The organism is Specibacter sp. NPDC078709 (assembly GCF_040686795.1).
In the GTDB taxonomy this organism is placed as follows: domain Bacteria; phylum Actinomycetota; class Actinomycetes; order Actinomycetales; family Micrococcaceae; genus Specibacter.
Genome location: NZ_JBFBLU010000016.1, coordinates 1 through 14,092 on the forward strand (window position 1 = coordinate 1; position 14,092 = coordinate 14,092).

The following is a 14,092-nucleotide window of genomic DNA, read 5'->3' on the forward strand; positions in this document are numbered from 1 at the left end:
CATACATGCTTTCAAAGCATGTACAGGGCCCTGCATCCCATATGATTACTGGCCGAAAGCCACTTTTCATACACACATTCTGGCCGCTAACCCGGTTTCCGGGTTTCCGAACCCGAGATGACGCGATCGGGCTCTTCGAGTCGACACATAAGGCCCCGAATGTGCGATTTATGGGGCCATATCTGGGGTCTCGAGCACGGCCAAGCTCTCCGCGACCCCATTCACAATAGGTCCCAAGCATGTCAGTCGGAACTGCGGCTGATGCGGAGAATATAGCGGAATTACCGCATCAGCTGCAGTTTGGAATGGGAGGGGAGAGTTTGGAATCGGCGGGAGATTGGAATGGGTGGCGGGAGTTTGGAATGGGTGGGGATCGCTAGCACGGCCAAAAGACCGGAACAAGGAACACTGCCACAGCCAGATAGAGGGCCAGGATGACCACGCCGAACTTCCAGTAATCGCCAAACTTGTAGCCCGCGGGGCGCATGATCATCATGTTCGCGGGAGTGGCAATGGGGGGCAGGAGTGCAGCGGCCGACGCCACGCTCACGCACATCAACACAGTGAAGGGCGAGAGCTCAGCCTCGGTGGCAACGGACAGTGTAATGGGGATGATGATCAGGGCAGTTGCCGTGTTGCTGATCAGTTGTCCCAATACGGCAGTGACAATGAAGATGCCAATGAGCAGCAGATAGGGGCTGCCGCCACCGGTGAGGGTGACGATGCCATCGGCCAGCAACTTCGCGGTGCCGGTCTTGGTGATGGCTGCCGAGAGCGGGATCATCCCTGCTACCAGGATCAAAGTTTGCCAAGCCATCGATCGGTGCGCTTGGCCAATGGTGACAACCCGGGTCAGGACCATGGCCATGGCTGCTAGGAGAGCCGCCACAGCGGCCGGAGCGATGTTGGTGGTCATCATGACCACCATTGCGGCCAGGATGGCGAGTGCCGGGATGGCTCCTGGGCCGAGCGGCACGGTCTGGCGCCGGATGGCCCGGTACCGTTTCAACGCGTTGAAGAGTGATCCCACGACGGTTGCGGTGGCGCGGCTGGAAATTGTTGGGGCAGGCGTTGGGGCAGGCGAAAGTGCCGGAACCGAAAGCGCCGGAGCGGAAAGCGCCGAGGCTGGCGCTGACCGTGGCAAGGTGCTGGCCCGTTCGGCAGCGCTGGCCCGCGACCTCGCCAACAACCCTCCCGGCCATTTGACGGCTGCCGAGTATGCGGATTTCGCTACTGAGCATGGCCCACCCTTCGGGCTCAGCGTGGAAACGTTTGGCTTGGCTGAGCTCATTGACATGGGTTGCGGCGGCCTACTGGGCGTCAACGCTGGCAGCTTCGAGGAGCCGCGGCTGATCATCCTGCGCTACGTTCCTGATGGTGAACCTACGGCTCATCTCGCGCTGGTGGGCAAGGGCATCATGTACGACTCCGGCGGTATCAGCCTCAAGCCCTCGGACCCCATGCACCTGGCCATGAAGATGGATATGGCCGGCTCCGCAGCGATTATGGCTGCCATGACCGGCTTGCGGGATCTTGGCGTCACGGCAGCCGTCAGCGCTTGGTTGGTCTGCACCGACAACATGCCATCCGGGACAGCCACCAAGCTCGGCGATGTGCTCACGGCTCGCAACGGCACGACAGTTGAGGTCAAGAACACCGACGCCGAGGGACGCTTGGTCATGATGGATGCGCTCAGCCTGGCCATGGAGGAATCTCCGGACGCTATTGTGGACGCCGCCACGCTGACCGGTGCCGCCATGGCAGCTCTGGGCACCCTCGTCGGTGCCGTGATCGGCAACGATCAGCCGCTCGTGGAGCAGATCAAGACGGCCGGTGCCGCATCGGGCGAATCCATCTGGCAACTCCCCTTGGAAACTCGTTACCGCAAGCAGCTGGACTCGGACATTGCCGATATTTCCAACATGGGCGGGCCCACCGCCGGCGCCATCACGGCCGCGCTCTTCCTGTCCGAGTTCGTCAAGGGCACACCCTGGGCGCATCTGGACATTGCCGGGACCATGAAGAGCGATTCCAACGACTCCTGGCGTCCCATGGGAGCCACCGGGTTCGGCACACGCCTGTTGAGCGAATTCATTGTCAACTACGCCAAGCCCTAGACGCTCATAGAGGGTCTGCTAGGTAAGATCAGTTACAGGCGGTCGAGGACTCCCAACGAGCCCTCCACCGCCTGTGCCTTTTCATCGGCTAGAGAGCGGAACCCCACCACGATGATCCATCCGGAAGTGCTCCCTTGGCTGTTGCTCGCCGGCCACATCATTCTCGGCGCCATCTCCGTGGCCTATATTTCTGCCCGGCGCCGCCCAGCCACGGCCATCGCCTGGATGCTGACCATCATCTTCATCCCTTATGTAGGGTTCGTGGCATTCATGCTGGTGGGCTTTTCGCGCTTGCCCAAAGCCCGCCGTGACAAGCAGAAGTATGTCAACGAGCTGATCTTGGAACGCACCGAAGGATTTGATCAGCTCAGCCACCGGGACGACTGGCCCCAAGGCCTGCCCGGGCTCGTAACCCTCAACAGCGCGCTCGGTGCGCTGCCCATGGTGGGAGGCAACGGCGTCGAACTTCTCCCGGATTACCACGGCTCCATTGCAGCGATGGCGGCAGAAATTGATCGGGCCCAGACGTACGTTCACGTGGAGTTTTACATTTTGGTGCACGACGACGTCACCAAGGTCTTCTTCGACGCGCTGGCACGGGCGGTGGCTAGGGGAGTGAGCGTGCGGGTGCTCAGTGATCATCTGGCCTCGCTCATGAACCCGGGGCGGAAGGAGACGCTGGCCAAGCTGGCGGACATGGGCGCCGAATACCATGCCATGTTGCCGTTGCGGCCGTGGAAGGGGCACTGGCAGCGGATTGATCTGCGCAATCACCGAAAATTGGTGGTGATTGACGGGGCCGTGGGATTCACCGGCTCACAAAACCTGGTGCACGAGAGTTACAACAAGAAGAAAAACATTGCGCGCGGGCTGCGCTGGCACGAGCTGATGATGCGTATTCACGGGCCGGCCGTCAGGGAGCTCGACGCCGTATTCGTCACCGACTGGTTCAGCGAAACCGACGTACTGCTGGAACTGGATACCTCACCGGTGGTGGTGGATCCGGCCCAGCACCTGGTGGATGCGCAGGTGGTGCCCAGTGGTCCAAGCTTTGAAAATGACAACAATCTGAAACTTTTTGTGGCCATGATCCACCAGGCCACGGAGCGGGTCAGCATCACAAGCCCCTACTTTGTGCCGGAAGATTCGGTTTTGATGGCCATCATCACCGCGGCCGGTCGCGGGCTTTCGGTGGAGCTGTTTGTCTCCGAGATTGGGGATCAGGCCATGGTCTACCACGCCCAGCGTTCCTATTATGAAGCGCTGCTGCGGGCCGGTGTGAAGATCTACCTTTACAAGGCGCCGGAGGTGCTGCACTCCAAGCACTTCAGCATTGACTCGGACGTGGCTGTGATTGGGTCCTCCAATATGGACGTGCGCTCATTCTCGCTGAACATGGAGATCTCGGTGCTGATCCACAGCGAGTACTTTGTGCAGCAACTGCGAGTGATCGAGGACGGTTACAGGGCCAACAGTCGTGAGCTGGAACTTACCGATTGGGTCAAACGCCCGGCGTGGGAGAAGTTCTGGGACAGCGCGGCGAGACTGACCTCCAACCTGCAGTAGCGCCTCAACCCCTCCCCACTTCAGACGCTATCGCAGCAATGGCTACATTTACCTCGACGCTAGTGCAGCAATGGCGGGTTTTTCGGAGACGCTCTCTCACTCGGCCGACTTCTTGGCTGCCTTGGACACCTTGGCGGCCTTGGCTTCGGCCCGTTGGATGGCCAGCATGGCCTTGGATTCGCTGATGTCTCCGATGAACGGCCGCAACCAAGCCGCCTGCGGATGTGAATCAACCAAGATTGCCCGGGCAAACAAGGACAGTGGCACAGCCATGAGGGCGCCGAGCGGGCCCAGCAGAGCCGACCAGAAAATGACCGACAAAAACGTCAACGTCATGTTCAGGTTCACCGAGCCGGAGACAAACTTGGGTTGGATGATGGACTGGATCAGGGAATTGATGACCCCGTAGAAGGCCACCACTCCGATGAAGGTTGGCAGTCCGCCAGCCAGCAGGGCCATGATGGCTGCGGGAACGAGGCTGATCCAGAATCCAATGAACGGAATGAATCCACACACAAAGGACAGCAGAGCCCATAATCCTGCGCCCGGGACACCCAAGATCAGCAGCAGGGCGAGGTTCAGTGTGGCCACGATGGCGCCGAAGATGGTGGTCATGATCATGAAGGAGCGGGAGAGTTTGGCGAAGTTGCTCAATGCCTCCACCACAGGTGCCCGTTTTTCTTTCACCACGGCAAGGATCGTGGGGAAATAGGTAGCGTCAATGCTCATGAACATCACCAGCAGCAGCAGGAATACTAGCCCTGATCCCACGTTCATGGCGCTGCCCAACAAGTTGTAAGCGGTGTCGATCAAGACCCGCAGGTCTATCGAATCGACGATGGCGCGCACCTGCTCGTCGCCAATGCCGAGATTGTCGTGCAGGAATACCCTGAGATCAGTGCGCAATTCGGTAATCTGGGGCGCAAACTGGGGCAATAGCCGGGTGAGTTGGATGGCGGAGACCCACAAGGAAGCAACCAGTGCACCCACCATGGCATAGACGGAGAAGATGGTGGCCATCCCTGCCAGAACAGGGGGGACTCCGCGGAGCAAGAGCCGTTGCTTGAGCGGATAGACGCAAATGGTCAGTACGAGTGCCAAGAAAACCGGGCCTACGATCGAGGAGATCCGGCCGAGCCCGATCAACACGATCACGGCTGCCGCCAAACTGATCAGAACCTTGGTCCCGGAGGAATTTGAGGTTGGCGTTGAGTCCGGGTTTTCCATCGATGCGCTCATTTTTATTCCGTTTCAATCCTGCCACTCCAATGCCCCAATGGCATTGAACAGATCATATCCGGGACAGGAGCCAACTGGCCGGGTGCGTCTAGGACGTTTCAGCGGCCATGATGGCTTCGAGCTCCGCAGACCAGGCGTCCAGGACCCAGGTGCGCCGACCGGCGTCGTCAGTCAAAATGTTGGCAAGACCCAAGCCGCGTCCCAGATCCAGGGTGGCCGCCACAATGGCGCGCAGTCTAGGGTTTTCCCGATCGATGTTCAGCAGCGTGGCCGCAAGCCTGAAGGCCTCCCGGGCCACGGTCTGCTCCAGCGGGATGATGTGTTCGCGCACAGCGGGGTCGACGGCGGCTGCCGTCCAGACTTGCAGGGCCGCCTTGAAGAGGGGGCCGGTGTACAGGCCTACGAGCGATTCCAGCACCTCGCGCACCGGGACCGGTCCGGCGGCGTGCGCGGCGAGAGTGGCCTCAAGTTCCTGTACGCGAGCTACGGTCATGTGTTCGATTGCGGCTGTAAAGAGATCATCCCTGGTGGGGAAATGGTGTTGTGTGGCGCCGCGGGAAACTCCGGCGTGGGCGGCCACCGTGGTAACCGTGGTGTTGGTCCAGCCGGACTCGGCCAGCAGTGCCACGGCGCTTTCGAGCAGCCGCTCTCGGGTGGCGCGGCTGCGGTCTTGCTGAGGTTCTATGACGGTTCTGCTCACAGGAGGACGGTAGCATGAAATTGAAACAAGCAAGCATGCTTGCTTTTTTGTAGCGTGCATCACATACTGGGGTTACGTGAACAACTGAAGGCAAGAGGGGTCCAAGCGTGGTTGATGTGGCGGAAATTCTGGCTGATGTTGAGGCTGAGTCGACGGCTCTGGACGCCCTCGTGGCGCAGCTGCCCGCGGAAGTCTGGGCGCGGGATACCCCATCAGCGGGCTGGAGCATCGCGCATCAAATTGGTCATCTGGCGTGGACCGACTCCGCCGTCATCGCCGCAGCGACCGCAGCCAATGGAGACACCGCAACTTTTGACAGCCTGATGCAGGCGGTTCAATCAGGGACCGTCACTATTGACAGCGCAGCTGCGGAGCTGGCGCAATTGACTCCAGCTACCCTGTTGGAGCAGTGGCGGGATGGTCGACGTCGGATGGCAGCTTCCCTGCGCGAGGTCACCGAAGGCGCTAAATTGCCGTGGTTTGGACCCCCCATGAGTGCCGCCTCGATGGCGACAGCGCGCATCATGGAAACGTGGGCTCACGGCCAAGACATTGTTGACGCGCTCGGCGCCACCCGCGAACCCAGCGAACGCTTGCGCCATATTGCCCACTTGGCAGTGCGCACCCGCAACTTTGCTTTCAAGGTCAATAATCTTGCCGTGCCGGAAAGCGAATTTCGCGTCGAGCTGACCGGTCCCGCGGGCGAGATCTGGATGTGGGGGCCGGCCGACGCAAGCGACCGCGTCGCCGGATCGGCCGAGGACTTTTGTTTACTGGCCACCCGACGCCGCCACCGTGACGACCTTGCGCTGACCGCAGAAGGCTCAGGTGCGGATCAGTGGCTCGATATTGTCCAGGCTTTTGCGGGCCCTCCCGGGGAGGGACGGCGCAGGGAGGGGCGGCGCAAGGACGGACGGCGCAGGGAGGGGCGGCGCAAGGAGGGGCGGGCCCCTAGCGCCACCTCGCAGGGCGCCGCCCCGTCGGCCGCGGGGCCAACATCGCCAACTGAGCCAGCGGAAGCTGAAGCCGCGGGGCCAACAATATGAGCGTGCTCCGGGTTGCTAATGCTTCGGGCTTTTACGGTGACAGGGCCGGCGCTTTCAGGGAAATACTCGAAGGCGGTCCTGTCGATGTCATCACGGGTGACTACTTGGCCGAACTGACTATGCTGATTCTGGCTCGGGACAGGGCCAAGGACCCTGCCACTGGCTACGCCAAAACATTCCTGGCCGAAATGCGCGACAGCATGGAACTCGCCATGAAAAAAGGCGTGAAGATCGTGGTCAACGCTGGAGGGCTGAACCCGAAAGGGCTCGCAGCCAAGCTCCGCGAATTGAGCAGCGCTTTGCGGGTGGACGCCAAGATCGCGCATGTTTACGGCGACGATCTGATTGACCGTGCGGAAGAGCTGGGATTGGCTATCAGCGCTGGCAAGCCGCTCTCCGCCAACGCCTACCTGGGCGGCTGGGGTATTGCGGCAGCTTTGGAAGCAGGCGCCGACATTGTGGTGACCGGCCGGGTTACCGATGCTTCACTCGTCGTGGGCGCCGCAGCCCACCACTTCGGCTGGAACCCCACGGACTACGACAAAGTTGCCGGCGCGATGGCTGCTGGCCACGTCATTGAATGCGGCACCCAAGCCACCGGCGGCAACTACGCCTTCTTCGACACCATCGCGGACATGCACCGACCCGGATTTCCCATCGCCGAAATCGATGCGGACGGCTCCAGCGTGATCACCAAACATCCGAACACCGGCGGGGCCGTCACAAAAGGAACCGTCACGGCCCAGCTTGTCTACGAGATCACCGGCGCCCGCTACGGAGGACCCGATGCGATCCTGCGCCTGGATTCCATCGTCCTTGATGACGACGGCCCCGACCGGGTGCGCTTATCCGGTGTGCGCGGGGAAGCGCCGCCAGCCACGCTGAAGGTCTCTATCAACCAGCTGGGCGGCTACCGCAACGAAGTCACTTTTGTGCTGACCGGCCTGGACATCGACAAGAAGGCCGCCTTGATCCGCAGTCAGCTGGCGGGGGCAGTCCCGGAGGGCACCACCTGGACGCTGGCCCGCACCGACCGCGAAGACGCCGCCACGGAAGAGGAGGCCAGTGCCATGCTGCACTGCGTGGCCCGCGGAACGGACCCGAAAATCGTGGGCCGCGCGTTCTCCAACGCCGCCGTCCAGATCGGCCTGGCCAGCTACCCCGGCTTCCACCTCACCGCCCCGCCCGGTGACGCCGCACCCTACGGCGTCTATACGCCCGGCTGGGTCGCGGCCAGGGAAGTCCCGCACACAGTCGCGTTACCTGACGGGACAGAAGTGAGCGTCCCTCCGCACAGTGAAACTGTGCCATCCGGCGTCGCACTGGCGGTGGTGGAAGAACCCGAACTGCCGCCCTTCAAGGCGGAAAGTACGACGGCGCGTGCCCCACTCGGGCGGATAGCGGCGGCTCGCAGCGGTGACAAGGGCGGCGACGCCAATGTGGGCGTCTGGGTTGAGCGGGCGGACGCCTGGCCGTGGCTCGTGAACACGCTGACGGTGGAGGCTCTCAGGGAGCTGCTGCCCGAAACGAAGACGCTGGAGATTGAGCGGCACGTGCTGCCAAATCTGCACGCCGTGAACTTTGTCATCCGCGGCCTGCTGGGTGAAGGCGTGGCGTCGAACGCCCGCTTTGACGCGCAAGCCAAAGCCCTGGGTGAATGGCTCCGTGCCCGCCACCTCGACATCCCGGAGGAATTTCTGTGACAGCTTTGCGCACCACCGTTGATCCGCGCAGCGTGGACTTCAAGGCCAACACGGCTGCCATGCTCACGAAGCTGGCCGAGCTGGACGGCGAATACGCCAAGGTCCTGGAATCGGGCGGCGAAAAGGCTGTCGCAAGGCACCGGCAACGCGGGAAGATGCTGGCCCGGGAACGGGTGGAAATGCTCCTGGACCGGGACGCGCCGTTCCTGGAGCTCTCCGCACTCGCCGCCTGGGGCACCAAGTTCCATGTGGGCGCCAGCGTCGTCAGCGGGATAGGCGTGGTGGAGGGCGTGGAGTGCATGGTCATTGCCCACGAACCCACCGTCAAGGGCGGCACCTCCAACCCGTACAGCACCAAGAAGATCTTCCGCGCCCTGGACATCGCCCGAGAAAACCGGCTGCCCGTCATCTCGCTGGTGGAATCCGGCGGTGCCGACCTGCCCACCCAGAGCGAAATCTTCATTCCCGGCGGCAAGCTGTTCCGCGACCTCACCCGGCTCTCGGCCGCAGGCATCCCCACCATCGCGCTCGTGTTCGGCAACTCCACTGCCGGCGGCGCGTACGTCCCCGGCATGAGCGACCACATCGTCATGATCAAGGAACGCTCCAAGGTGTTTTTGGCTGGCCCGCCGCTGGTCAAGATGGCCACGGGGGAAGAGTCCGACGACGAGTCCCTGGGTGGCGCCGACATGCACGCCCGCGTCTCCGGCCTGGCCGACTACTACGCGCTGGACGAGATGGATGCGCTGCGGATCGGGCGCCGGATCGTGGCCCGGCTCAACTGGGTTAAAAAGGGCCCGACTCCGGCGCCCTCCGTGGATCCCCTGATGGATGAAGAGGAACTGCTGGGCATTGTCCCCTCCGACTTGAAGGTCCCCTTCGACCCCCGCGAGGTCATTGCCCGCGTGGTGGACGGCAGCGACTTTGACGAGTTCAAGGCTCTGTACGGCACCTCTCTGGTCACCGGCTGGGCCCGCATCCACGGTCACCCCGTGGGCATCCTGGCCAACGCCCGCGGCGTGCTGTTCTCGCAGGAGGCGCAAAAGGCGGCCCAGTTCATCCAGCTCGCCAACTCCGCCCACACGCCCCTGCTGTTCCTGCACAACACCACCGGCTACATGGTGGGCAAGGAATACGAGCAGGCCGGCATCATCAAGCACGGCTCCATGATGATCAACGCCGTCTCCAACTCCACCGTCCCGCACCTCTCCGTGCTTATGGGATCCTCCTTCGGCGCCGGCCACTACGGCATGTGCGGGCGCGCCTTTGACCCCCGCTTCCTGTTCTCCTGGCCCTCCGCCCGCTCCTCCGTCATGGGGGCCGCCCAACTGGCCGGCGTCATGTCGATAGTGGGCCGGGCCGCAGCAGCCTCAGCCGGGCGTGACTTCGACGAGGATGCCGATGCCCTGATGCGCGCCGCCGTCGAGGCCCAAATCGAGGCCGAGTCACTGGCCACCTTCCTCTCCGGAAAGTTGTACGACGACGGCATCATCGACCCCCGCGACACCCGCACCGTGCTGGGCCTGGCACTTTCCGCCATCGCCAGCACCGAAATCAAGGGCGCCGGGGGCTTCGGCGTCTTCCGGATGTGAGCCAAGGATGACCACCATGAACCAGCCCATCACCAGCGTGCCGATCACCCGCGTGCTCGTGGCCAACCGCGGCGAGATCGCCCGCCGCGTGTTCCACTCCTGCCGGGAGCGCGGCATCTCCACCGTTGCGGTTTTTTCCACGCCCGACGCCGGAGCTCCCTTTGTTCTGGACGCGGACACCGCGGTGCACCTGCCCGGGACGGCCGCTTCCGACACCTACCTGCGCGGGGAGGCGATCATTGCCGCCGCGCTGCGCGCCGGGGCGGACGCCATCCACCCCGGCTACGGCTTCCTTTCGGAGAACGCCGGTTTTGCCCGGGCCGTGCAGGCCGCCGGGCTCGTGTGGATCGGGCCGCCTCCTGCCGCCATCGACTCCATGGGTTCCAAGATTGAGTCCAAGCTGCTGGTTGCCGCGGGAGGAGTCCCTGTCCTGACGGAGCTGGACCCGGCCGCCGTGACGGAGGCGCAGCTGCCCGTGCTCATCAAGGCTTCGGCCGGAGGCGGCGGGCGCGGCATGCGGATCGTCCGTGCGCTAACCGATCTTCCCGCCGAACTGGCGACCGCTCGCACCGAGGCTGCGAGCGCCTTCGCCGACGGAACCGTGTTTTGCGAGCCGTACCTGGAAACCGGGCACCACGTGGAGGTCCAGATCATGGCCGATGCGCACGGGACGGTGTGGGCCGTGGGGGAACGCGAATGCTCCATCCAGCGCCGCCACCAAAAAGTGGTGGAGGAGGCTCCGTCGCCGCTGGTGGAACGAACACCCGGCATGAGGGAGAAATTGTTCGAGGCCGCGGTTGCCGCCGCGAAGGCCGTTGACTATGTGGGTGCCGGAACCGTGGAGTTCCTGGCCGATGAGGCCGGGCGCTTTTACTTCTTGGAGATGAATACGCGCCTGCAGGTGGAACACCCCGTCACCGAATGCACCACGGGCCTTGACCTGGTGGCGCTGCAGCTCGAGGTGGCCGCGGGTGCGAAGCTGCCGGACACCAAGCCGGCCCCGGCGCCCGGTTCGGTGGGAGCGGCCGCCATTGAGGTGCGCCTTTACGCCGAGGACCCGGCCGCAGGCTGGGCGCCGCAGACCGGGACCGTGCAGCGCTTCGACGTGGACGGACTCGCGGCGGACTTCGCCCTTCCGGTCCGCGAGCGCGGGCTGCGGCTGGACTCCTCCATTGCGGCAGGCTCCTCCGTGTCCATCCATTACGACCCCATGCTGGCCAAGCTCATCGCCTGGGCACCCACCCGCACCGAGGCCGCCCGCACATTGGCCAAGGCTCTCGCCACGGCCCGCATCCACGGCGTCCGCACCAATCGCGACCTGCTGGTGAACATCCTGCGCCACCCGGCGTTCCTGGCAGGGGAGACGGACACGGCATTCCTCCCCACCCACGGGTTGGAAATCCTGGCGGCCCCGGTGGCCGGGCCGGAGGAGGAAAAGCTGGCCGCGCTCGCTGCTGCCCTGGCCGGTGCCGAGCGGCGGAGGGCACAAGCCCGCATGAACGGCGGCGTGCTGGGCGGGCTGCCCAGCGGCTGGCGGAACCTGCGCTCGCAGCCGGCCACCACCAGCCTCGCCGGTCCCGGCGGTGAACACCACCTCCGGTATGTCCTGGGTCGGGCGGGACTGGAGGCGGACGGCTTGGGGGGAACCGCCGTCGTCCATCTCAGCGCCGAGAAGGTGAGTTTGGAGGTGGACGGCCTGGTGCGTTCCTGGCAGGTGGCACACTACGAAACCGGCGCCGGCACCGTCATTGAAGTGGACGGCGGCGGCGGATCCGTCACCTTCACCGAGGTGGCGCGCTTCCCGGATCCCAGCCTGGCCGTGGCGGAGGGCTCGCTCACCGCGCCCATGCCCGGCGCCGTGGTCAGCGTGCACGTGCAGGCCGGCGACACTGTCACCGCGGGCCAGCCGCTGCTGGTGCTGGAGGCCATGAAGATGCTGCACACCATTGGGGCGCCCACCGATGGAACGGTGGCCGAACTGCCGGTCACGGTGGGGCAGAACGTGGACGTCGGCATGGTGCTCGCGGTGGTTGACGCTGGTGAAAGACGGGATTGACATGGCAGAGGAACTCACAGAGGAGAGAAGAATGAGCGGCATTCAATCAAGCATTGTTGAAACGGACGAACAGCAGGCGCTGCGCGAGGCGGTGCGCGACATTGTGGGCCGCTACGGTCCCGAATACGCCACGAAGCACGCGCGGGCCGGCGAGTCCATGACCGAGTTATGGCAGGAACTCGGTGAGGCCGGCTTCATGGGCGTGTCGGTGCCGCAGGAATACGGTGGCGGCGGGGCAGGCATCTACGAGCTCGCCGCGGTGCTGGAGGAATCTTCGGCCCTGGGCGCGTCCATGATCATGATGGTGGTCTCCCCGGCCATCTGCGGCACCATCATCGCCAGGTATGGCACGGAAGAACAGAAGCAGGCCTGGCTGCCCGGCTTTGCCGACGGCTCAACCGTCATGGCGTTCGGCATCACCGAACCCGACGCCGGCTCCAACTCGCACAACATCTCCACCGTGGCCCGCCGCGACGGCGACGACTGGGTGCTCAACGGCCGCAAGGTCTTCGTCACCGGCGTCAACAACGCCGACTACGTACTGATCGTCGCTCGAACCGTGGACGAGCGCAGCGGCCGCCTGCGCCCCGCCATGTTCGTGCTGCCGCGAGAGACCCCCGGCTTTGAATACCGGGAGGTGGAGATGGACATCATCGAGTCGGAGAAGCAGTACCTGCTGTTCCTGGACGACGTCCGCCTCCCCGCCAGTGCCTTGGTTGGCGGGGCCGACGCACCACTGGAAGCCCTGTTTGCCGGGCTCAATCCGGAACGCATCATGGCCTCGGCGCTCGCCGTGGGCACCGGTCGTTACGCCATCAACAAGGCTGTTGAGTACGTCAAGGAGCGTGCGGTGTGGGGCCAGCCCATCGGTGCGCACCAAGGCATCGCCCACCCGCTGGCCAAGGCCCACATCGAGGTGGAACTGAGTCGGCTCATGATGCTCCGCGCTGCCTCTCTCTACGACGCCGGGCTGGACTTGGCAGCCGGGGAGGCCGCCAACATGGCCAAGTATTCAGGTGCCGAGGCCAGCATCAACGCCCTCGACGTCGCCATTCAATCCATGGGCGGGAACGGGCTGAGCCGCGAGTATGGCCTGGCCCAGATGCTGGGGCTGGCCCGCATTGGCCGGGTTGCCCCCGTCAGCCGCGAGATGGTGTTGAACTTCATTGCCCAGCATTCGCTCGGCCTGCCGAAGAGCTACTGAGCAATGGCTGCCACCGAACTCGTCCACTACGCGGTGGACGCCGGCGTTGCCACCATCACCCTGGACTCGCCCGGCAACCGCAACGCGCTATCCCGGCAACTAGTGGGCGAGCTTGTGGACCGGCTGGAACAGGCTGCGCTCGCAGCCGCATCCGGGAGCGTCCGCGGGATTCTGCTCACTCACACCGGCAGCGTGTTCTGTGCGGGTGCGGACTTGAAGGAGGCCGGCACCCACGGTGTTGAGGAGGGCGCCCGGGACCTGGTGCGGATCCTGCGCACCATCCTGAGCGTGCCCGTTCCGGTCATAGCGTTAGTGCGCGGCGTGGCCCGGGCCGGCGGGCTGGGCATACTGGGCGCGTGCGACATTGTCGTGGCTGACTCGTCTGCTACGTTCGCCTTCTCCGAGGTGCGGATCGGGCTGGGCCCGGCCATCATTTCGCTGACCACCATGCCGCGGATGAACAGCCGCTCCGTGTCCCGCTACTACCTGACCGGGGAGACGTTCGACGCAGCGGAGGCGCAGGCCAACGGGCTCATCACAGCTTCCTCCAACGATGTGGACGCCGTGTTGGAACCCATTCTGGCCGGCATCCGGCTCGGCTCACCGCAGGGCCTTGCCGAAAGCAAGAAGCTGGCCGCCGCACCCATACTGGCAACGCTCGAGGCGGGCGCGGCCGAGATGGTCGCCCTGTCTTCGAAACTGTTCACTACCGAGGAGGTGAAGGAGGGCATGGCTGCGTTCCTAGAACGAAGAAGGCCCTCCTGGCACCTCCCCGCCCTCTAAACCCTCGCTCACATACGGGGCGTTTTCCACCGACCCTCGCTCACATACGGGTTGGTTTTCGCCAACCCTCGCTCACATCCACACCG

11 protein-coding genes are annotated in these 14,092 nt (G+C 64.0%); 8 read left to right on the plus strand and 3 right to left on the minus strand.

Annotated features, from left to right (window positions below; all coding sequences use genetic code 11):
• Positions 1 to 376: 376 nt before the first annotated feature.
• Positions 377 to 916, minus strand: coding sequence for an SLC13 family permease (locus AB0P14_RS17500; protein WP_363845307.1), 540 nt, complete (start codon positions 914 to 916; stop codon positions 377 to 379).
• Position 917: 1 nt separating this feature from the next.
• Between AB0P14_RS17500 and AB0P14_RS17505 the strand changes: the two genes are divergently transcribed.
• Both AB0P14_RS17505 and cls read left to right on the plus strand, forming a co-directional pair.
• Positions 918 to 2,117 carry a M17 family metallopeptidase gene (locus AB0P14_RS17505; RefSeq protein ID WP_363845310.1) on the plus strand — a complete coding sequence of 400 codons (1,200 nt, stop codon included), beginning with the start codon at positions 918 to 920 and terminating at the stop codon, positions 2,115 to 2,117.
• Between the two features lie 111 nt (positions 2,118 to 2,228).
• The gene (cls, locus tag AB0P14_RS17510) at positions 2,229 to 3,683 is read left to right on the plus strand and encodes a cardiolipin synthase (RefSeq protein ID WP_363845313.1); all 1,455 of its coding nucleotides are present in this window, start codon (positions 2,229 to 2,231) and stop codon (positions 3,681 to 3,683) included.
• A gap of 96 nt (positions 3,684 to 3,779) precedes the next feature.
• Here the strand turns inward: cls and AB0P14_RS17515 are convergent, their stop codons facing one another.
• Positions 3,780 to 4,922 (minus strand): AI-2E family transporter, encoded by a 1,143-nt coding sequence (locus tag AB0P14_RS17515; RefSeq protein WP_363845316.1) that lies wholly within the window; start codon positions 4,920 to 4,922, stop codon positions 3,780 to 3,782.
• 88 nt (positions 4,923 to 5,010) lie between these two features.
• On the minus strand, positions 5,011 to 5,622 hold the full coding sequence (locus AB0P14_RS17520; RefSeq protein WP_363845319.1) for a TetR/AcrR family transcriptional regulator: 612 nt from the start codon (positions 5,620 to 5,622) through the stop codon (positions 5,011 to 5,013).
• Positions 5,623 to 5,729: 107 nt separating this feature from the next.
• Between AB0P14_RS17520 and AB0P14_RS17525 the strand changes: the two genes are divergently transcribed.
• The 6 genes from AB0P14_RS17525 to AB0P14_RS17550 are packed head-to-tail and all read left to right on the plus strand — an operon-like array spanning position 5,730 to position 14,006.
• A complete protein-coding gene (locus AB0P14_RS17525; RefSeq protein WP_363845321.1) occupies positions 5,730 to 6,668 on the plus strand; it encodes a TIGR03084 family metal-binding protein in 939 nt (312 codons plus the stop codon).
• Positions 6,665 to 8,371 carry an acyclic terpene utilization AtuA family protein gene (locus tag AB0P14_RS17530; RefSeq protein ID WP_363845324.1) on the plus strand — a complete coding sequence of 569 codons (1,707 nt, stop codon included), beginning with the start codon at positions 6,665 to 6,667 and terminating at the stop codon, positions 8,369 to 8,371. Before AB0P14_RS17525 ends, AB0P14_RS17530 begins: the two co-directional genes overlap by 4 nt.
• Entirely contained in the window at positions 8,368 to 9,963 is a 1,596-nt protein-coding gene (locus tag AB0P14_RS17535; protein ID WP_363845326.1) for a carboxyl transferase domain-containing protein, read from the plus strand. The genes AB0P14_RS17530 and AB0P14_RS17535 overlap by 4 nt, the downstream gene beginning before the upstream one ends.
• A gap of 16 nt (positions 9,964 to 9,979) precedes the next feature.
• Positions 9,980 to 12,019 (plus strand): biotin carboxylase N-terminal domain-containing protein, encoded by a 2,040-nt coding sequence (locus AB0P14_RS17540; RefSeq protein ID WP_363845329.1) that lies wholly within the window; start codon positions 9,980 to 9,982, stop codon positions 12,017 to 12,019.
• Between the two features lie 31 nt (positions 12,020 to 12,050).
• Entirely contained in the window at positions 12,051 to 13,223 is a 1,173-nt protein-coding gene (locus AB0P14_RS17545) for an acyl-CoA dehydrogenase family protein (RefSeq protein WP_363845332.1), read from the plus strand.
• Positions 13,224 to 13,226: 3 nt separating this feature from the next.
• Positions 13,227 to 14,006 (plus strand): enoyl-CoA hydratase family protein, encoded by a 780-nt coding sequence (locus tag AB0P14_RS17550; RefSeq protein WP_363845335.1) that lies wholly within the window; start codon positions 13,227 to 13,229, stop codon positions 14,004 to 14,006.
• The last annotated feature ends 86 nt before the right edge of the window (positions 14,007 to 14,092 follow it).

Coding starts and splice junctions, on each gene's coding strand:
- AB0P14_RS17545 (WP_363845332.1), top strand. CDS start 12,051: ATGAGCGGCATTCAATCAAGCATTGTTGAAACGGACGAACAGCAGGCG.
- AB0P14_RS17500 (WP_363845307.1), bottom strand. CDS start 916: ATGACCACCAACATCGCTCCGGCCGCTGTGGCGGCTCTCCTAGCAGCC.
- cls (WP_363845313.1), top strand. CDS start 2,229: ATGATCCATCCGGAAGTGCTCCCTTGGCTGTTGCTCGCCGGCCACATC.
- AB0P14_RS17530 (WP_363845324.1), top strand. CDS start 6,665: ATGAGCGTGCTCCGGGTTGCTAATGCTTCGGGCTTTTACGGTGACAGG.
- AB0P14_RS17550 (WP_363845335.1), top strand. CDS start 13,227: ATGGCTGCCACCGAACTCGTCCACTACGCGGTGGACGCCGGCGTTGCC.
- AB0P14_RS17515 (WP_363845316.1), bottom strand. CDS start 4,922: ATGAGCGCATCGATGGAAAACCCGGACTCAACGCCAACCTCAAATTCC.
- AB0P14_RS17505 (WP_363845310.1), top strand. CDS start 918: ATGACCACCATTGCGGCCAGGATGGCGAGTGCCGGGATGGCTCCTGGG.
- AB0P14_RS17540 (WP_363845329.1), top strand. CDS start 9,980: ATGAACCAGCCCATCACCAGCGTGCCGATCACCCGCGTGCTCGTGGCC.